Origin of the sequence: Caldovatus aquaticus (assembly GCF_019458025.1) — a bacterium.
GTDB lineage: Bacteria > Pseudomonadota > Alphaproteobacteria > Acetobacterales > Acetobacteraceae > Caldovatus > Caldovatus aquaticus.
This window is the reverse complement of sequence record NZ_JAHZUY010000010.1, coordinates 48,954-65,771: the sequence shown is the minus strand read 5'-3', so window position 1 is coordinate 65,771 and position 16,818 is coordinate 48,954. Positions and strand designations below refer to the sequence as shown.

At 73.5% G+C, this 16,818-nt stretch carries 17 protein-coding genes and 1 pseudogene; 4 read left to right on the top strand and 14 right to left on the bottom strand.

Features of this window, described 5'->3' with window-relative positions:
- Nucleotide 1 precedes the first annotated feature (1 nt).
- The 8 genes from K1J50_RS06250 to K1J50_RS06215 form a co-directional block, all read right to left on the bottom strand.
- Nucleotides 2-967 carry a type II secretion system F family protein gene (locus tag K1J50_RS06250; RefSeq protein ID WP_220116789.1) on the bottom strand — a complete coding sequence of 322 codons (966 nt, stop codon included), beginning with the start codon at nucleotides 965-967 and terminating at the stop codon, nucleotides 2-4.
- Between the two features lie 2 nt (nucleotides 968-969).
- The gene (locus K1J50_RS06245; RefSeq protein ID WP_255574988.1) at nucleotides 970-2,424 is read right to left on the bottom strand and encodes a CpaF family protein; all 1,455 of its coding nucleotides are present in this window, start codon (nucleotides 2,422-2,424) and stop codon (nucleotides 970-972) included.
- Nucleotides 2,424-3,659, bottom strand: a complete 1,236-nt coding sequence (locus tag K1J50_RS06240) for an AAA family ATPase (protein WP_220116787.1) — start codon at nucleotides 3,657-3,659, stop codon at nucleotides 2,424-2,426. Before K1J50_RS06240 ends, K1J50_RS06245 begins: the two co-directional genes overlap by 1 nt.
- Nucleotides 3,646-3,990, bottom strand: coding sequence for a hypothetical protein (locus tag K1J50_RS06235; RefSeq protein WP_220116785.1), 345 nt, complete (start codon nucleotides 3,988-3,990; stop codon nucleotides 3,646-3,648). Before K1J50_RS06235 ends, K1J50_RS06240 begins: the two co-directional genes overlap by 14 nt.
- 8 nt (nucleotides 3,991-3,998) lie before the next feature.
- Nucleotides 3,999-5,540, bottom strand: a complete 1,542-nt coding sequence (locus K1J50_RS06230; protein ID WP_220116783.1) for a type II and III secretion system protein family protein — start codon at nucleotides 5,538-5,540, stop codon at nucleotides 3,999-4,001.
- Nucleotides 5,541-5,599: 59 nt separating this feature from the next.
- A complete protein-coding gene (gene cpaB, locus K1J50_RS06225) occupies nucleotides 5,600-6,451 on the bottom strand; it encodes a Flp pilus assembly protein CpaB (RefSeq protein ID WP_220116781.1) in 852 nt (283 codons plus the stop codon).
- Between the two features lie 3 nt (nucleotides 6,452-6,454).
- The gene (locus tag K1J50_RS06220) at nucleotides 6,455-6,979 is read right to left on the bottom strand and encodes a prepilin peptidase (protein ID WP_220116780.1); all 525 of its coding nucleotides are present in this window, start codon (nucleotides 6,977-6,979) and stop codon (nucleotides 6,455-6,457) included.
- 115 nt (nucleotides 6,980-7,094) lie between these two features.
- Complete coding sequence (locus K1J50_RS06215; RefSeq protein ID WP_220116778.1) at nucleotides 7,095-7,280, bottom strand: Flp family type IVb pilin; 186 nt, start codon at nucleotides 7,278-7,280, stop codon at nucleotides 7,095-7,097.
- Between the two features lie 302 nt (nucleotides 7,281-7,582).
- Here K1J50_RS06215 and K1J50_RS06210 point away from each other — a divergent pair, with 302 nt between their 5' ends.
- From K1J50_RS06210 to K1J50_RS06200, 3 genes are read left to right on the top strand one after another with little or no spacing between them, the layout of a single operon-like run.
- Nucleotides 7,583-9,169 (top strand): TadG family pilus assembly protein, encoded by a 1,587-nt coding sequence (locus K1J50_RS06210; RefSeq protein WP_220116777.1) that lies wholly within the window; start codon nucleotides 7,583-7,585, stop codon nucleotides 9,167-9,169.
- Nucleotides 9,170-9,176: 7 nt separating this feature from the next.
- A complete protein-coding gene (locus K1J50_RS06205) occupies nucleotides 9,177-9,671 on the top strand; it encodes a TadE family protein (protein ID WP_220116776.1) in 495 nt (164 codons plus the stop codon).
- Entirely contained in the window at nucleotides 9,649-10,098 is a 450-nt protein-coding gene (locus K1J50_RS06200) for a TadE/TadG family type IV pilus assembly protein (protein ID WP_220116775.1), read from the top strand. The genes K1J50_RS06205 and K1J50_RS06200 overlap by 23 nt, the downstream gene beginning before the upstream one ends.
- 121 nt (nucleotides 10,099-10,219) lie before the next feature.
- Here K1J50_RS06200 and K1J50_RS06195 read toward each other — a convergent pair whose 3' ends face one another.
- The gene (locus K1J50_RS06195; RefSeq protein ID WP_369413530.1) at nucleotides 10,220-11,089 is read right to left on the bottom strand and encodes a CoA-binding protein; all 870 of its coding nucleotides are present in this window, start codon (nucleotides 11,087-11,089) and stop codon (nucleotides 10,220-10,222) included.
- 10 nt (nucleotides 11,090-11,099) lie between these two features.
- On the opposite strand from K1J50_RS06195, the gene K1J50_RS06190 reads away from it, so the two are divergent.
- Nucleotides 11,100-12,248 carry an ATP-grasp domain-containing protein gene (locus K1J50_RS06190; protein WP_220116773.1) on the top strand — a complete coding sequence of 383 codons (1,149 nt, stop codon included), beginning with the start codon at nucleotides 11,100-11,102 and terminating at the stop codon, nucleotides 12,246-12,248.
- 14 nt (nucleotides 12,249-12,262) lie between these two features.
- Here the strand turns inward: K1J50_RS06190 and K1J50_RS06185 are convergent, their stop codons facing one another.
- From K1J50_RS06185 to K1J50_RS06165, 5 genes and pseudogenes are all read right to left on the bottom strand, one after another.
- Entirely contained in the window at nucleotides 12,263-13,714 is a 1,452-nt protein-coding gene (locus K1J50_RS06185) for an amidohydrolase family protein (RefSeq protein WP_220116772.1), read from the bottom strand.
- A gap of 96 nt (nucleotides 13,715-13,810) precedes the next feature.
- Nucleotides 13,811-14,248, bottom strand: a complete 438-nt coding sequence (locus K1J50_RS06180) for an OsmC family protein (RefSeq protein ID WP_220116770.1) — start codon at nucleotides 14,246-14,248, stop codon at nucleotides 13,811-13,813.
- A 117-nt stretch (nucleotides 14,249-14,365) separates the two neighbouring features.
- A complete protein-coding gene (locus K1J50_RS06175; protein WP_220116768.1) occupies nucleotides 14,366-14,989 on the bottom strand; it encodes a hypothetical protein in 624 nt (207 codons plus the stop codon).
- Nucleotides 14,986-15,702 carry a YjbE family putative metal transport protein gene (locus K1J50_RS06170; RefSeq protein WP_255574987.1) on the bottom strand — a complete coding sequence of 239 codons (717 nt, stop codon included), beginning with the start codon at nucleotides 15,700-15,702 and terminating at the stop codon, nucleotides 14,986-14,988. The genes K1J50_RS06175 and K1J50_RS06170 overlap by 4 nt, the downstream gene beginning before the upstream one ends.
- A 375-nt stretch (nucleotides 15,703-16,077) precedes the next feature.
- A pseudogene (locus tag K1J50_RS06165) lies at nucleotides 16,078-16,719 on the bottom strand (TerC family protein); the annotation flags it as partial.
- Nucleotides 16,720-16,818 lie beyond the last annotated feature (99 nt).

Sequence of the window (16,818 nt, the reverse complement as noted above, 5' to 3'; positions counted from 1 at the left end):
CTCAACCCTCCTGCGCGTTGCGGATCAGCCAGCGGATGGTGAGGATGCCGAACCCCATCAGCGTCAGCCCCGCCACCATCATGTTGAAGCCGGCCTGGGTGGTGAAGAAGGTCGAGAGATGGTTCGGGCGGATGAGCGTCATGGCGAAGACGCAGATGAAGGGCAGCGCGACCAGGATGAGCGCCGAGGTCTTCGCCTCGGCCGCCAGGGCGCTCGCCCGCTGCGCCATCGCCACGCGCTTGCGCACGAGGTCGGCGAGGTTCTCGAGCGTCTCCGCCAGGCTGCCGCCGGTCTGGCTCTGCAGCCCGAGCGTCACCGAGAGGAAGGCGAATTCGGTGATGCCCGAACGTTCATAGACCCGCCAGATGGCCTGGTCGATCGGGCGGCCGATGGCGATCTCGCCGACGACGCGCGCGAACTCCTCCTTGGTCGGCGGCGGCATCTCGCGGCTGACCGAGCGCAGCGCCTCGCCCATCGGCAGCCCCGCCCGGATCGCGCGGATGATCAGGCCGAGCGCGTCCGGGATCTGCCCGAACAGCGCGTCCCGGTAGCGGCGGTGCTGCCAGCGGAAGATGAAGCGGACCACGAGCCCGCCGGCGAGCAGGCCGAGCGGGGCCGCGCCGAGAGGCCCCACCCAGGTCCGCGCCCGCCAGTAGGTCGCGAGCGCCGTAGCCAGGCCCGCCATCACCACGGCAGGCCAGGGGATGATCTGGGCCTGCGGCACTTCCGGGCTGTAGCCGACCAGCCGGATCAGCAGCGCCAGCACCCGGTTCTCGGTCGGCGCGGAAAGCCGGATCGAGGGGACGGCCGAGGCGGCGACCAGATCGGTCTCCCGGACCACGCCACCGGCGGTGCGGACTCGGTCCTTGAGCTGCCGATTGCTCGCGGCGCCGAACAGCGCGACCGCGCCGGCGAGGAGCGCCAGCGCGAGGGCGCCGAGGAACAGCAGGCCGGCGCCGATCTCCACGGCTACTGCGCCTCGGCCAGGGCCTGCATCCAGGCGTGCGCCAGGCCGAAGTACTCCAGCCGGTCCTGGAAGCCGGGCCGCACGCCGGGCGTGACCCACCGCCCGCGGATGCGCCCCGAGGGGTCGTCGCCGAGATACTCGAAGACGAAGATGTCGTTCATCGTGATCACGTCGCCCTCGAGGCCGCAGATCTCCGAGATGGCGGTGACGCGCCGGCCGCCGTCGCGCATGCGCTCGATCTGGATGATGAGGTCGATGGCGCTCGCGATCTGGGTGCGGATCGCCTTCACCGGCAGGTTCTGCTGGCCCATCTGGACCATGTTCTCGATGCGCGTCAGCGCATCGCGCGTGGTGTTGGCGTGGATCGTGGTGAGCGAGCCGTCGTGCCCCGTGTTCATCGCCTGGAGCATGTCGAAGGTCTCGGGTCCGCGGCACTCGCCGACGATGATGCGGTCGGGCCGCATGCGGAGCGCGTTGCGGACCAGATCGCGCGCCGTCACCTCGCCCTTGCCCTCGAGGTTCGGCGGCCGCGTCTCCAGCCGCACCACGTGCGGCTGCTGGAGCTGCAGCTCCGCCGCGTCCTCGATGGTGACGATGCGCTCGCCGTGGTCGATCAGGCGGGAGAGCGCGTTGAGCAGCGTGGTCTTGCCCGATCCGGTGCCCCCGGAGATGACGATGTTGAGCCGGCAGCGTGCCGCGATCTCGCAGATGCGCGCGACCTGCGGCGACATGCTCCCGTTCGCCACCATCGCGGAGAAGTCGAGCTTCTTCTTCGTGAACTTGCGGATCGAGATGATCGGCCCGTCGAGCGCGAGCGGCGGGAAGACGACGTTGACGCGGCTGCCGTCGAGCAGGCGGCAGTCCACCAGCGGGCTCGACTCGTCCACGCGGCGCCCGACGGTCGCCGCCATCTTCTGCGCGATCGCGGCGACCTGCGCGGCGTTGCGGAACCGCACGTTCACCCGCTGCAGCCGGCCCGCGCGCTCGACATAGACGTTGTCCGGGCCGTTCACCATGATGTCGCTGATGCTCTCGTCCTGGAGCAGGGGCTCGAGCGGCCCGTAGCCCACCATGTCGTGGGCCAGCTCCTCGGCGATGCGCGCCTGCTCGCGCGCGGAGATCTCGATCCGCTCGCGGTCGGCAAGCTCGTGGATCAGCGCCTCGAGCTGCTCGCGCAACTGCGCGGGCGGGAGCTCGGCGGCGACGACCGGATCCACCCGCTCGAGCACCTGGGCGCGGATCCGTGCCACCGGCCCTTCCATGAGCGGATCGAAGTTCGGGCGCAGCGCCGCCGGGCCGGCCGGCTCGTCCGGCAGCGGCGGCAGCGGGATCGTCGGCACCCCGGGCATCCCGGTCTCTGCGCCGGGCGGCGGGCCGGAATGCGCGACATCCTCGAACCGCGCCGGCACCGGCGGAGCGGCGCCGTTGCCCTCGGCACGGCGACCGAAGACACGCATCAGCGCTTCCTTCCTCCGAACAGGCGGGAGAGCAGCGAACCCGACTTCTCGGCCGACACGCCGGAGATCTCCTGCGTCAGCGGCGCCAGGGCGCGGCGGAAGGCGGCGCTCTCGTGCAGCGCCGGCCGGCCGAGATGGGCCGCGCGCGGCAGGTGGCGCGGCAGGTCCGGGATGATGAAGTCCGGCGGCTGGCCGAGCCCCTCGCTCACCATCTTGAGCTTGAGGCCGCCCGGCACGCCGGCGCGGTTCAGCACCGTCAGCGTCCGCCCGGCGACGCCGCCGCCGAGCTTGCGCGCCGCGACCACGTCGCGGATGCCCGCGACATCCGGACCGAAGACCAGGACATGCTGGCGCGCCATCGCCAGCACCACCCGCTCCGCAGCCCCCGGCGGAATCGGCGTGTCCACCACGATATAATTGAAGCGCTGGCGCAGCAGGTCCAGGACCCGCTTCGCCCCCTCCGCGGTGACCTTCACCTCCGCCTCGAGCGGTTCTTCCGCCGCGAACAGCCGCACCCGGTCGTCCACGGGCGTGGCGATGCGGTCGAGGAGCAGGGTGTCCACCCGGTCCGGCTCCTCGAGCGCGAGCTTGAGGCCGGCCGAGGGCCGGGCGCCGAGCATCATCGCCGTGGCGCCGCCGCGCAGGTGCAGGTCGAGCAGCGCCACGTGCCCGCGGGTGGTCTGCGCCAGGTGCAGGGCGAGGTTCACGGCGATGGTCGTCGCCCCCGCCCCGCCGCGCACGCCGCACACCGCGACGACGCGCCCGCCGCGATGGTCCGCGCCTTCCGTGTCCTCCCCGACGAGGTGCGGCACGAAGAGGCTCGTGACCGTGTCGCGGGTGATCGGCTTGCAGGCGTATTCCGTCACCCCGAGGTCGCGGGTGAGCTGCCGGTAGAAGGCATAGTCCTCGCGGTCGCCCACCACCAGCACCCGCACGTCCGGGGTGCAGACCGTGGCCAGTTCGTCGAGCGCCTCGATCGGGTTCTCGATGCCCGCGATGTCCACCAGCAGGACCCGCGGCGTCGCCTCGCGCTCGAGAGCCTTGGTCGCGGTCCGGATGTTGCCGCGGCGGATCTGCAGGCCCTCGATGGTCTGGCCGAGGGCGGCGCGGACCGCCGTCTCGGTCGTCTCGTCCGCGACGAAGGCGATGAAGTTCGGGCGCCCTCCACCAGGGGCGGCGGCGGCGCCGCCCCGGGGCCCGGCCTCCCGTGCCGACATGGCGTCAGCGACCGGCACCACTGCCTCCGCCGGGGCCGGCGACCGGCGCGTCGCCGCCCGTGGGCGCGGTGGCCGCCGTGCTCAGGGTCGAGAGCGGCGGCAGGCGGCGGCGGCGGTCAACAAAGAGCCGGGTTGCGGCGTAGGCGCCCGCCTGCCCCCGCTCGGTGGCCGCCCCGACGCCGCGCTCGAGGTCGCTCGGCGTCGCCACCATGGCGCGCAGGTTCTGGTCGTTCGCCCCGGCGGGCCGCCAGGTGCCCGGCGCGTCGAACGGATCGCGGTTCAGCGAGCAGCCGCCAAGGACAAGCAGCGCCGCCAGCACCAGCCTGGGACGGTCGAAGACTCGGCTCATGGCGGCGGTCACTCCAGGATGAAGCCGGCATCGGGCCGGCCCCGCAAGGGCGGCATCACGGCCCCGCGCGCGATCTGGCGCTGGAACAGCACCCGGTCGAGGTCCACCGCGGCCCGGAAGCCGTCGGTCGGCAGGGCGAGCTGGCGCGGATCGGAAACCGGGCGGACGAGATAGGGCGTGACGATGATCACCAGCTCCGTCTCGCCGCGCAGGAAGCGGTCGGAGCGGAACAGCGCCCCGAGCACCGGAATCTCCGCCAGCCCGATGACGCCGTGATCGGACTGGCTGGTGCGGCGGGTGAGCAGCCCCGCGATCGCGAAGCTCTGGCCGCTGCCGAGCTCCACCGTGGTTTCCGCGCGGCGGACCGTGAGACCCGGGATGCGGACGACGCCGCCCGCGAGCGGCAGGTTCACCGCCCCGGTCTCGGACAGCTCGCTCACCTCCGGCCGGATGCGCAGGTTGAGGCGGTCCGGTCCGAGCACCGTCGGCACGAAGGCGAGGCTGACGCCGAAGGTCTTGAACTCGATGCTGATGCTCACGGCGCCCGTACCGGTGGAGCCGGAGACCGGCACCGGGAACTCGCCGCCGGCGAGGAAGCTCGCCGTCTCGCCCGACTGCGCGGTCAGGTTGGGCTCGGCGAGGATGGTGAGCAGGCGGTCCTGCGCCAGCGCGTCGATGATGGCGTTGATGTCGTACCGGTTGCCCGTGGCGCCGAGGCCGATGACGCTCGGCGCGGTGGTCAGGGACGGGTCCACCCCGGGCCGCAGGATCGCGTCGAGCGCCCGCCCCGCGCTCTGGCCCGTGCGCAGGCCGATGGCGAACTCCCCGATCTGCCCGAAGGCCTGCCAGTTGAAGCCGAGGCCACGGGTGATGTCGCGCGAGATCTCGGCCACGCGCACCCGCACGTTCACCTGGATCGAGGACAGCAGCTCGAGGTTGTTGATCACCTCGCGGTCGTCGCCGGCGAAGGAGCGGGCGATGGCCTCGGCGCGCTGCGAGTCCGCCGCGTTCGCGACCGTCCCGTTCAGCACGAGCGTGTTCGGCCCGGCGGCGCGGACCCGCACGCCGCTCATGCCGCGCAGGGAGCGCCGGATCGCGCTCTCGACCGCCGCCGGGTTCAGCGGCGCCGCGTCACGCCGGTCGCGGCCGAAGATCTGCTCGAGCGGGCCGGGCTGCGGCGGCTGCGGGGCGAGCACGCCGCGCCCCGGCCGCACCGTCACGTCGTATTCGGCGACCGGGCTGCCGTCCTCCGAGGTGGCGATGATGGTCGTGCGCCCGGGGGCGACCGCCATGACGAAGAGCGAGGTCGGCGAGGCAGGCTGCACCCGCGCGATGCGCGGATCGGCCGCCATCACCGAGGCCGCCGGCGCCGGCAGCTGGACCAGCCGGCCCGAGCCGGCCTCCACCACGATCGGCAGCGGCACCGGCGCCGGCCGGAGCTGCGGCGCCGACGGCATGGTGCCCACCGTCGGCGCGGGCGTGGTCGGCACCACCTGCGGCGCGACCGGCTGTGGCGCGGCCGGAGCCTGGGCGGCCACCGACCCGGACATGGCGAGGACGCCCCCCCCAACGAGCAGGATGGCCGCGCGATGCGACGCGGCGAGGCACTTCATCGGAAATTCAGCTCCTGTCTTTCGGTGCCCTGGATCAGACGCATGCGAGAACCGGGGGCCGTGCTCGAGCGCGCCAGGGCCGGGGAGACGTCCGCGCTGAAGACCGAGGTGGCGGCGCGGGCGAGCGCGTCCTCGGGCGCCTCGTCCACGGCGCGGACGGCGATGTCGAGCCGGCCGAGCGAGCGCGCGACGGCGAGCTTCTCGGCCTGCTCCGGCGTGACTTCGAGCGAGACGGTGCGGGCGACCCGCCCGACCGCCGCGCCGTCGGCGGGCCCCTGCGTGATCTGCTGGTCCACCGCGATCACCCGCACGTTGGACAGGATCGTCTCGCTGACGACGCGGCGGTGGATCTGGGCCTCGCCCAGCTCCTGGGTCAGGATCACGTCCACCTGGTCGCCGGGCCAGACCAGCCCGGCCGCGCCGGTGGTCGCGTCCACCCCGATCGAGATGGCGCGCATCCCGGGCTTCAGCACGGCGGCGAGGAAGCCGCGGTCGCGCGGGCGCAGGAAGTCGCCCCGTGCGATGGTCGCGCCGGGATCGAGGAAGCGGCGCAGCAGCGCGCCGCGGATCTCGGCGCGCGCCTCGTTGGTGCCGGTCAGGGCGCCTTCCGGCGCGTCCTCGGGGAGCACCTCGCGGATCGCGAAGTCCTCGTCCTTGAGCAGGGTGCCCGCCGGCAGCGCGCGCGCGGCGACCAGCAGCCGGACCTTCTCCACGGGCGGCGGGGGCGGCGGCAGCGCCGCCTCCGCCACGACCGGCGGCGGCGGCGGGCGCACCAGTTGCAGCGCGACGTAGCCGAGCGCCGTCGCGGCGATCAGCAGACAGGCGATGGCGAGGGTCCGCAGCGTCATCCGTCAGGTCCCGACCGAGCGAAACAGGACAAGCATGCCGCCGGCGGCGATCGCCACGCCGTAGGGCAAGGGGCCGCGGCGGCGCAGCCGCCGGGTCTCGGCGATGAGGACGCGGCGCAGCAGCGGCGTGCCGCGCCGCGCGGGCGAAGCGACACCACCGGCCGCCGGCGCGCGCAGCATCCGGGCCAGCGCCAGGTAGATCAGCGCCAGCACGCCGCCGGCCAGGGCGGTCGTGACGATCAGGTGATAAATGCCGATCGGCGGCAGGGCAAGGGCGGTGGCGGTCGCGAGCTTAAGGTCGCCGCCGCCCATCGCGCCGGCCATCGCCAGGAGAAGCAGGAACAGGAACAGCGCCAGCGCGGCGGCGAGGGTGGCAAGCAGGGCGGGCATCCCCTCGGCCAGGCGCTGGGCGAGGCCGAGCACGGCGATCGCGGCGCAGATCCCGTCCGGGATGAGCCGCGTCGCGACGTCGCGCCAGGCGGCGACGGCGAGCAGCAGCGCGGTCGCTAACGCCGCGAGGGTAAGCATGTCCGCGATGGCTCGAACATCCGAATGAACCGGGTAAGTAACGAAATTACGAAATCGCAGCGAGCGGCCACGCGGGGATCGGCGCGCCGCCCACCCCCGCGTGACGCGCGCCGGATTAGGGCAGGGTGCCCGGCTTGGCGCGGAACCAATCGGAGAACTGATTGAAGATATTGCCGATGCCCTGACCAAGATAGTCCGCAGCGAATGCGACAACAACGACGAGACCGGCGGCGATCACGGCATACTCCATGGCGGTGACGCCCTTGCGGTCCTTGAGAGCGATACGGATCAGTTCGATCATGAGCCCCGTCCCGTTTTGGGTGGTGTTCGCGAGCGCGGTTGGGTCGCTTCCGGCGCGCGGCTCGCTTGCGCGGCGGAAGCCGGGGGGCATGCTCAACGTCCGGTGATGAGGGCCGGGCCGTTTGCCGTTTCCCCATGGCGAAACGTTCTGTATCATGTTGCGGTAGTAGTCTATATTAACTTTTTGTAAGGTTAAACCGGAACGGCTCGCCCGGACGCTTGCGGCAACCTTCGGCTGTGCCGGCCTCCCCTTGGCGCGGCGAAGGGCCGCCTTGCGGTTGCAGGGCAGGAGGCAGTGCATCCATGACTGCGGCGCGCGTGCCCTCGGAACAGCTCCCCGCCGGCCCGGTGGACGGCGCGGCCCTTGCCGCCCCGCGGCCCGTCTCCGGCCGGACCGGCGCCGCACCGGCCCGCCCCGGCGGCGCGGCCGCGGCGCGGCGGCGCCCGCTGCGCGCGGTGCTGCGCGACCGGCGCGGTGCCACCGCCCTGGTCTTCGCCGCTTCCGCGGTCGCGCTGTTCGGCTTCGCCGCCCTCGCGACCGAGGGGGGCAACTGGTACTTCAACCACCGCAACGCCCGCAGCGCCGCCGACATGGCGGCCCTCGCCGGCGCCTCGGCCTACGCCCGGGCGAGCACGGACAACAAATCCGCCGCCGAGGCGGTCGCGAAGCTGACCGCACAGAACAACGGCTTCGTCTCCGGCACCGATTCCGGCACGAACGCGACGACGAAAGTCACCGTGGATGTCGGGGTCTGGACGCCGCCGTCACCGCCCTACCCGGCCGGATCGTCAGCAGTGCCCGGTTCCGTCAGGGTGACCATCGAGCGGCAGGTGCCGACCTTCCTCGCCGGCCTCTTCCTGGGCAGCGACGCGGTGACGATCCGCGTCCGGGCCACCGCGGCCGTGTTGGACAATGGCGGCGAGGCCTGCATCCTCGCGACCGCCGTCTCCGGCATCGGCCTGGACATGATCGGGACGGCGGACGTGAAGGCGTCGAATTGCGTATTGCATTCGAACTCCCGCGGCTCGAGCAGCGTCCGGATCCAGAGCGGTTTCGCCAGTGCGCTGGAGGCGCTGGGGGTTTCCGCGGTCGGCGGTTGCTTTGGCAATTCCTGCAACAGCCTGCCAAACGTGCCGGGTCACCAGGTGCAGACGAATGCCTGGCCGGTCGAGAACCCGTACGACGCCCTGCAGGATGTCGTGGAAAGCTACACCAACGGGAAGCCGACAAACGGGCCCGCCGGCTGCTACCAGGTCCCGAACCAGGCGCTTCGTCAGACGGAAGCGACTGCCCTCGCCGGAAGCATCGTCGCCAAAGGCGGCGTTCTGTGCGCGGCCAACAACAACCGCAATCTCAGCCTTCGCAATAATGTGACATTGACGCTGCCGCCGAACCGCACCTATGTCTTCTGGAACGCCGGGCTTGATCTCGCGAACGGCACCCTGAACTGCAGCGGATGCACGTTCATCTTCACCGGCGCCAATGGGCAGGGGGGGGCGGTGCGGATCAACGGCGGCGCGACGATCCGCATGGACACCTACACCAGCGGCACCCCCAATCCGCCGCTGCCGATCGCGATCAGCCCCGAGCCCATCGTCGGGGTGAGCATGTTTCGCGACGAACGGTCGTCCAACAACCTCCCCGGCGGCGGGGCCCCGGTGCAGATCAACGGCTCGTCCCAAAGCTACATCAACGGGGCGCTGGTCTTCGCGAACAGCGAGATCCGCTACAACGGCAACTACACCGGCGCCGGCAGCACCGGGCCGGCCTGCGTGGTCGTGATCGGCAAGACGATCGAGTTCTCCGGCACCGCCCGGCTGAACACCTCCGGCTGCAAGGCGGCCGGCGTGCGCACACCGCTCATCCGGGTCGTCCGCCTGGTGGAGTGAAGACGCCATGGCAGCCGCCATCCGCCGCGCCCGCGTCCGGCGCACCGGGGCTCGCCTGGTCCGCCGCCTGCGCGACCGCCGCGGCGTCTCCGCCCTCGAGTTCGCCCTCCTCCTCCCGGTGCTCATCACCGTGCTTATGGGCGCCTTCGACCTCGGCAATGCCTTCCAGCAGTCCATCCGGCTGGAGGCCGCGGCGCGCGCCGGCGCCCAGGCGGCGTTCTACAGCCCCGCCGCGGACAGCAACGGCCGCATCCCGACCGTCGAGACCCTGGTGAAGAACAACCTGCCCGCGGAGTGGAAGGACCTGACGGTCACCGCGCGGGTCACCCTCTATCGCTGCGACAACGGCACCGACTCCACCACCTATTCCTCCAGCTGCAGCACGCCGAAGGTGGTGCAGATCGACGTCAGCCGGCCCTTCACCTTCGTCGGGCCGCTCACCCAGTACATGCTGCCATTCCTGTCACCGGTGCGGGGCAATGTCGAAGTCCGCCTCATGTGACCGCGGCGGCCGGGCCGGCCGCGCCCTGCGCTGCCGCAAGGGCGTGACGGCGCTGGAATTCGCCATCATCGGTCCGATCTTCCTGATCCTGGTCCTGTTCGCGATGGACCTCGCCCGCTACTGGTACGTCGCCGAGGCGGTCCGCACCCACACCGCGGAGGTGCTGCGCGCGGCGATCGTCGTCGCCGGCGCCGACAACCCGCCCGCCGTCAACACCTGCCCGAACGGCTCCATCACCGTCAGCGCCACGCCGCCCCCCGGCCTCGATCCGGCGTCCCTGAAGACACAGGCCACCTGCACCCGGCAGGGGCAGCAGCGGGTCGTCACGGTGAACGTCTCCTACGCCTTCAGCTTCGTGATCCCGGCGGTCGCCAATTTCTGGAACCAGAACCAGGTGATCAGCGACTCCCAGACCACCACCTTCTGACCGCCTCGCCGGGCGCCACGGCGCGCCCCGTTCCCGCCGCAGGCGCCCACGCGCCGGCGCCCGCGCACGCCAGGGCCAGACCGCCCCCTTCCCCGCCGTCGCCGCGCCCGCCGCGCCCGCCCTACAGGCCGAGCGCGCGCAGCCGCGCCACCACCTGTTCCGGATCGCGCGCGACATGCGCGCCGGCGGCGGCGAGCGCGGCGAGCTTCGCCTCCGCCGTCTCGCGCGCCGCCCCCGCCAGCGCCCCGGCATGGCCCATGCGCCGCTCCGGCGGGGCGTGGCGGCCGACGATCAGGGCGACCACCGGCTTGCCGCATTCGGGAATCGCCTCCGCCAGCGCGTATTCCTTGTCGCCGCCGAGCTCGCCGACATAGAGGATCGCCGCGGTGCGCTCGTCCGCGGCCAGCGCGGCGAGGTATTCGTGCGGGTTGCGCCCGATGACCGCATCGCCGCCGATGTTGATCGCGATGCGCTGGCCGATCCCGGCGCGCGTCAGCAGCCGCGCCAGGGTCAGCGTCAGCGTGCCGCTGCGGCAGACCAGCGCGACCCGCCCGGGGGCGCAGAAGCTCGGCGCGATCGAGCCGAGCACCCCCTCGCCCGGCACGCAGAGGCCGAGCGTGTTGGGCCCGACCAGCCAGCACCCGGCGGCGCGCGCCGCCTGCGCGGCGCGCAGCCCGTCGTGCAGCGGCGTGTATTCGGCCGCGGCGACGATGGTCGGGATCTCGGCCGCAGCGCATTCGCGCACCGCATCGAGCAGCCCCTCGGGCGGAGTGTAGAGCACGGCGGCATCCGCGGGCTCGGGCAGGGAGAGGAGGTCGTCGTAGAGCGGCAGGCCGGAGGCGTCGCCGCCGCCGCGGCCGAGCTGGATGCCGGCGACGAGGTTCGTCCCCGCCGCGCGCATCGCGGCGACTTGGGCGGCGGCGTAGCGTCCGGCCGGGTTGAACACCACGACGCGGCGAGGGAAGCTTTCGAGGAACGGGGCCATCATCACGGAGGGCAAGGTGCGGCTGATCGAGCAGGAGGGCAAGGCGCTGCTGCGCCGCCACGGCATCGCGGTCCCGCGCGGCGTGCTGCTGCGCCCGGGCGAATCGCCGCCCGCCGGTTTCCCGCGCGCCGGCGCCTTCCTCAAGGCGCAGGTGCCGGAGGGCGGGCGCGGCAAGCGCGGCCTGGTGCGCCGGGCGGAGGAGCCGGGCGCGGCCGAGGCGATCCGCGCCGCGCTGGGCGATCCCGCCGCGCCGCTGCTGCTCGAGGAGGCGATGCCGATCGCGCGGGAGCTCTACCTCGCGCTGCGCGTGGACGGCACCGCCCAGGCGATCGAGCTCCTGGTCTCGGCCGAGGGCGGGGTGGAGGTCGAGGCGGGCGCGCCGCCGCTCCGCCACCACCTCGACCCCGAGGCGCCGGGCGCCGCGGCGGGCGTGTTCGCAGCGCTGCGCAAGGGCGACGCCTTCCCCCCCGACCTCGCCGCGCGCCTCGCGCGCCTTGCGGTGCGGCTCGCGCGCGTGCTGGCGGCGGAGGATCTCGAGCTCCTGGAGATCAACCCGCTCGCGCAGCTCGCCGACGGGCGGCTGGTCGCCTGCGACGCCAAGCTGGTGCGCGACGACGCGGCGGCGTTCCGCCACGCGCCGGCGGCGGAGGAGACGCCGCTCTCCGCCGCGCTCGCCGCCGCCGCGCTGACGCCGCTCGAGCGCCGCGCGCGCGAGCGCGGCTTCCACCTGGTCGAGCTGCCGGGAGGGACGGTGGCGATGGTGACCGCCGGGGCGGGGCTCGGGATGCTGATGCTCGACCTGCTCGGCGATGCCGGCCTGCCGGCGGCCTGCTTCATGGACAACGCGCAGGGCGGGCCGGACGAGACCATGCCGGAGCGCCTCGCCCTCGCCTTCGAGATCGCGCGGCGGCCGGAGGTGAAGGCGACGCTGTTCTACACCACCATCGCCTCGCGGCCGCTCAAGGGCCGGGTCGAGGCGCTGGCGAAGGCGCTGCGCGAGAGCCCGCCGCCGAAGCCGCTGTTCGTCGGCTTCGCCGCCGCCCACGCCTCGCTCGCCGGCTATTCGCTGGAGGAGGCGCGCGCCGCGCTGCGCGCGGCCGGGGTCGCCGCGCTGCACGACGACCCGCTGGAGCTGGTGCGGGCGCTGAAGGCGGCGGTGGGGTAACCCCGCGCCGCCGCTCAGGCGAAGGGCAGGGCGAGCGGGGCGATCGCGTCGCCGTCGCGGCCGCGGTAGTCGCGCCGCGCCGCGTCGCGCAGCATGCGCGCCTGGGCCTCGGCCAGGGTCCCGGCCGCCTCCCGCAGGTCGAGACGGACCGGCCGGCCGTCCGCATGGACGAGGCGGCCGTCCACATAGACCCGCCGCACCGCCCGGTCGGCGGCGTGGAACACCAGGGCGCGCAGTGGATCGCGCGGCGGCGTCATCAGCGGATGGCGGAGGTCCACCAGCACCACGTCCGCCCGCGCGCCGACCGCGAGCCGCCCGAGGTCGGGCCGGCCGAGCGCATCCGCGCCCCCGACCGTCGCCGCGTGGAACACCGCCGCGGTGTCGGCAGCGGCGAGGTCGCGCGCCGCGTTGCGCGCGAGCAGCAGGGCGAGGCGCATCTCCTCGATCAGGTTGTGCGGCGCGCAGTCGGTGCCCATCGCCATGCGCACGCCGCGGGCGGCGTAGCGGCCGAAATGCCGCAGGTGCTCGCCGTAGCGCGCGAAGGGGCTCGGGCAATGGGCGACGGCGACGCCGTGCCCGGCCATCAGCGCGAGGTCGCGCCGCGTGTGCCAGCCGACCGAGGGATGCTCGTCCACGAAGATCGCATGCCCGAGGATGGTGCGCGGCGTCAGCAGGCCGAGCCGCGCCGCGTACTGGATCGGGGTGACGCCGTGGCGGCGGAGGATCTCGCGCACCTCCACCACCGCCTGGGCGATGTGGGTGGTGAAGGGGCGGCCGGTGGCCTCCGCGAGCGCGAGGGAGTCGCGCAGCAGCCCCTCCTCCACGGTGTCGATCTGCGCCGGGAAGACGATGCCCGAGAGGCGGCCGGAGGGATCGCGCTCCGCCTCGTCCATGATCGCCTGGGCGCGCTGGAAGGCGCGGCGCCCCGCGGCCTCGTCCCAGATCCAGGTGACGGTCTGCGGCGCGCTCATGCCCCAGCGCGCGCTGGCGTAGCCGGGCCCGACCCAGACCCGCAGGCCGCTCTCGCGCATCACGTCGAGCCAGCCCTCGAACGGGCTGGTGAGGTCCACGACGCTGGTCACGCCGGCGGCCATCAGCTCGGCATAGGCGAGGCGCATCGCGGCGCGCTGGCCCTCGGGGTCGAGGCGGAAGGCCTGCATGCGCTCGAACAGGCCGGTCATCGCCTGCTCCGGCACGCCGTGGTCCTCGCGCACGCCGCGATAGGCGGGCTCGGTGGTCGGGTGGGTGTGGACGTTGACGAGGCCCGGCAGGACGAGGGTGTCGCGCCCGTCCACCACCGCCGCGCCGGCAGGCGGCGGCGCCGCCGGGTCGTGCGGCGCGATCGCCGCGATCCGTCCGCCCGCCAGGGCGATGTCCACGCCGCGCGCGTAGGCGTGGCGCCCGGCGGCGGCGTCCCAGACCACGGCCCACGCGGCGTTGCGGATCAGGGTGGAGTCCGTCGTCATCGCGCCCTCCCCGGCCTGCGCGCCCTGCCGCAGCCTGCGCCGCGCCGGGCGGGGGGCGCAAGGCGTTCCTGCGCGACCCGTGCGGCCGGCGGACGCCTATTCGAGCGTCGCCTCCAGGCCGATCTCCGCGTTCAGGACGCGCGAGACCGGACAGTTGGCCTTCGCCTCCTCGGCCAGGCGGCGGAACTCGGGCTCGGCGATGCCGGGCACCCGCGCGCACAGGCGCAGCGCCACGGCGGCGATGCGCCAGCCGCCCGCCGCCTCCTGCTCCATGGTGACGCGCGCCTCGGTGCGGAGGCTCTCCGGCGCGTGCCCTGCGCCGGACAGGCGGAAGGCGAGCGCCATGGTGAAGCAGCCGGCGTGGGCGGCCGCGATCAGTTCCTCGGGGTTGGTGCCGCGGTCCTCGCCGAAGCGGGTGGCGAAGGAGTAGGGGGTGTCGCGCAGCGCCCCGCTGGGCGTCGTCAGGCTGCCCCGCCCCTCCTTGCCGCCGCCCCGCCAGGCAGCCGAAGCGGTGCGATGGATCGTGGCGGCCATGGACCGTCTCCTCCCGCGGTGTGCCGGATCGCCACGCCAACGCGCGGGACCGGGCGGCGTTCGCGCCTCACGCGGCCGCGCGGGGCCGTTCCCGCCCGCGGCCGGGAGCGGTCGGCGTCAAGGCGCGCGGGGCCGCCCGCGCGCGGCGCGCACGACCGCGGCGAGGAAGGAGCCGGTGTCCACCGCCGGCGCGGTGCGGTCCACGGTCGTCATCTGCACCTTGAGGAACTTCCCCGCCGCCCCGCCGACGCAGATCTTCTGCGTCACCGGCATGCGTCCGTAGCTGCCGCGCAGGACCGCGCAGCGCAGCCCCGGCCCGGCGTCCTCCGGCAGCGCCTCGGTCGCGCGCTCCCGCTCGGCGAGACGCCGGCCCGGACGGCGGCCCACCGCCTCCAGCGTCTCGGCCACGGAGCGGTCGAGCTCCGCCTCGATCTCCGGCGCGGCCGGATCGTCGGGAATGCGCACCTGGCTGCCCCGGTCGTAGATCTGCACGCTCGCAACCGCCGTCCGGCTGCGGGTCGCGTAGTCCACGTCGGTGCCGAATCCCGGCCGCTCCGCCTCGTGCTCGACAGTGGCGCCGCGCTGGAATTCCCCGGCCGAGGCCGGCAGGCGGCGGGCGATCTCGGCCGACGACGGCGCGGGCTGCGGCGCCTCGACGGCGAGTTCGGCGCAGCCCGCGGCGAGCGGCAGCGCGACCAGCAGCGGCAGCGCGCGCCGCGGCGACCGGACCCGCTGCCTCATCCGCGCAGCGGCCAGGCCGGATCCGCGCCGTGCCCGGCAGGCGGCGGCGCCGCACCGGGCAGCAGGAGGCCCGCGTGCCCGGCAGCCTCGCCCTGCCACATGCCCCAGAGCCGTTCGGCGTCGTGCCAGATCATCTCCACCCCGATCCAGACGATGAGCGCGACGCCGACATAGGCGATCCAGCGGTAGCGTTCCATAAGCCGGGAGATCACCGTGGCCGCGGCACCCATCATGAGGATGGAGATGGTCAGGCCGAGGACCAGCATCGGGATGTTGCCCACCGCCGCCCCCGCCACCGCGAGCACGTTATCGAGGCTCATCGAGACGTCGGCGATGACGATCTGCTGCAGCGCGGTCGCCATGGTCTTGTGCGGCGCCTCGCGCGCGCCGGCGAGCGCGGCCTCCTCGGCTTTGTCCTCCTCGCGCAGCTCGTTGTAGAAGGTCCAGGCGATCCACAGCAGGATGGCGCCGCCCAGCAGCAGCAGGCCCGGGATCTCCAGCAGATAGACCGCCGCGAGGCTGAGCAGGACGCGCAGCACCACGGCGAGGATCATGCCGAACAGGATCGCCTGGCCGCGCTTCGCCGCGGGCAGGCCCGCGGCGGCGAGCGCGATCAGCACCGCGTTGTCGCCCGAGAGGACGATGTTGACGCCGAGGATCTTGCCCAGAACGACCAAGTCGAAGCTGGTCGAGAGTGCGGTCAGCCAGTCCATGCGCAGCGGTCTCCGGTGGCGCCCGAAGGCTTGGCAGGAGCCCGGACGCCACCTGGACGGCGCGATCCCGGCTCCGTGAACGGAGGCGGGACGCTAGTCGAGCCGACGCTGGACGAAAAGCCGCTACCCTACGATCTTCGTCCGCTTGAATGGCATTTCTGCAATATTTTCGACAGATTTCCGCTCGGCGGCGACGGGCGGCTGTTCGCGCGCCGCCAGGCGGGCATGGCGGCTGCGCAGCACCTCCACCACCAGGGTGGCGACGGCGGTGAAGCCGATGACCTGGCCGAGCGTCGCGATGGCCCAGAGCCAGGGGGGGAAGACCCCCGGCAGGGCGAGATAGCCGAGCGGGAGCATGAGATAGGCGTAGGCGCCTGGCACCTTCTCGGCGACCTCGTGCGTGCCGTGCCAGATCATGTCGAGCGCGACGTAGAGGATCACCAGCAGGCCGAGCCAGGCGATCCAGCGGTGCCGCTCGAGCAGGCGCGCGATCAGCGTCGCGGCCACGCCCATCAGGACCACCGAGATCGCAAGGCCGACCACGAGCACCCAGATGTGATGCTTCGCCGCCCCTGCCACCGCGAGCACGTTGTCGAGGCTCATCGAGACGTCGGCGATCAGGATCTGCGTGATCGCCTGACCCAGCGTCTTGCGCGGCACGGCAGCCGGCAGCGGCGTCGCGGCGAAGCCCTCCTCCGGCGCGTGCGCGGGCTCGGCGTCGGCGACATCACCCGGCTTCCCGTGCGGCTCGCGCAGCTCGCGGAACATCTTCCAGCACACCCAGAGCAGCAGCACGCCGCCGGCGAGGGTGAGGCCGACGATCGCCAGCAGCTGCACGGTGATCGAGGCGAAGGCGATGCGCATCAGCGTCGCCGCCGCGATGCCCCAGACGATCGCTTGGCGTCGCTGCGCCGGCGGCAGGCCCGCGGCGGCCATGCCGACCACGATGGCGTTGTCGCCGGCCAGCACGATGTCGATGAACAGAACCTGGGCGAGCGGGACGAGCCAATCCGGCATGGGACCGTGTTCCTGGGATGGTGCGTTGCGCCGATCCGTCCGTCCGTCCTCGCCCGCCCGGAGCGGATGCGGGCGAACGGCGGCGGCCGCGCGGGGCGG

What these genes read in the sequence shown, in the direction of transcription:
- K1J50_RS06245 (WP_255574988.1), bottom strand. Translation starts at nt 2,424, where the DNA reads ATGCGTGTCTTCGGTCGCCGTGCCGAGGGCAACGGCGCCGCTCCGCCG.
- K1J50_RS06235 (WP_220116785.1), bottom strand. Translation starts at nt 3,990, where the DNA reads ATGAGCCGAGTCTTCGACCGTCCCAGGCTGGTGCTGGCGGCGCTGCTT.
- K1J50_RS06230 (WP_220116783.1), bottom strand. Translation starts at nt 5,540, where the DNA reads ATGTCCGGGTCGGTGGCCGCCCAGGCTCCGGCCGCGCCACAGCCGGTC.
- cpaB (WP_220116781.1), bottom strand. Translation starts at nt 6,451, where the DNA reads ATGACGCTGCGGACCCTCGCCATCGCCTGTCTGCTGATCGCCGCGACG.
- K1J50_RS06220 (WP_220116780.1), bottom strand. Translation starts at nt 6,979, where the DNA reads ATGCTTACCCTCGCGGCGTTAGCGACCGCGCTGCTGCTCGCCGTCGCC.
- K1J50_RS06215 (WP_220116778.1), bottom strand. Translation starts at nt 7,280, where the DNA reads ATGATCGAACTGATCCGTATCGCTCTCAAGGACCGCAAGGGCGTCACC.
- K1J50_RS06210 (WP_220116777.1), top strand. Translation starts at nt 7,583, where the DNA reads ATGACTGCGGCGCGCGTGCCCTCGGAACAGCTCCCCGCCGGCCCGGTG.
- K1J50_RS06205 (WP_220116776.1), top strand. Translation starts at nt 9,177, where the DNA reads ATGGCAGCCGCCATCCGCCGCGCCCGCGTCCGGCGCACCGGGGCTCGC.
- K1J50_RS06200 (WP_220116775.1), top strand. Translation starts at nt 9,649, where the DNA reads ATGTCGAAGTCCGCCTCATGTGACCGCGGCGGCCGGGCCGGCCGCGCC.
- K1J50_RS06185 (WP_220116772.1), bottom strand. Translation starts at nt 13,714, where the DNA reads ATGACGACGGACTCCACCCTGATCCGCAACGCCGCGTGGGCCGTGGTC.
- K1J50_RS06180 (WP_220116770.1), bottom strand. Translation starts at nt 14,248, where the DNA reads ATGGCCGCCACGATCCATCGCACCGCTTCGGCTGCCTGGCGGGGCGGC.
- K1J50_RS06175 (WP_220116768.1), bottom strand. Translation starts at nt 14,989, where the DNA reads ATGAGGCAGCGGGTCCGGTCGCCGCGGCGCGCGCTGCCGCTGCTGGTC.
- K1J50_RS06170 (WP_255574987.1), bottom strand. Translation starts at nt 15,702, where the DNA reads ATGGACTGGCTGACCGCACTCTCGACCAGCTTCGACTTGGTCGTTCTG.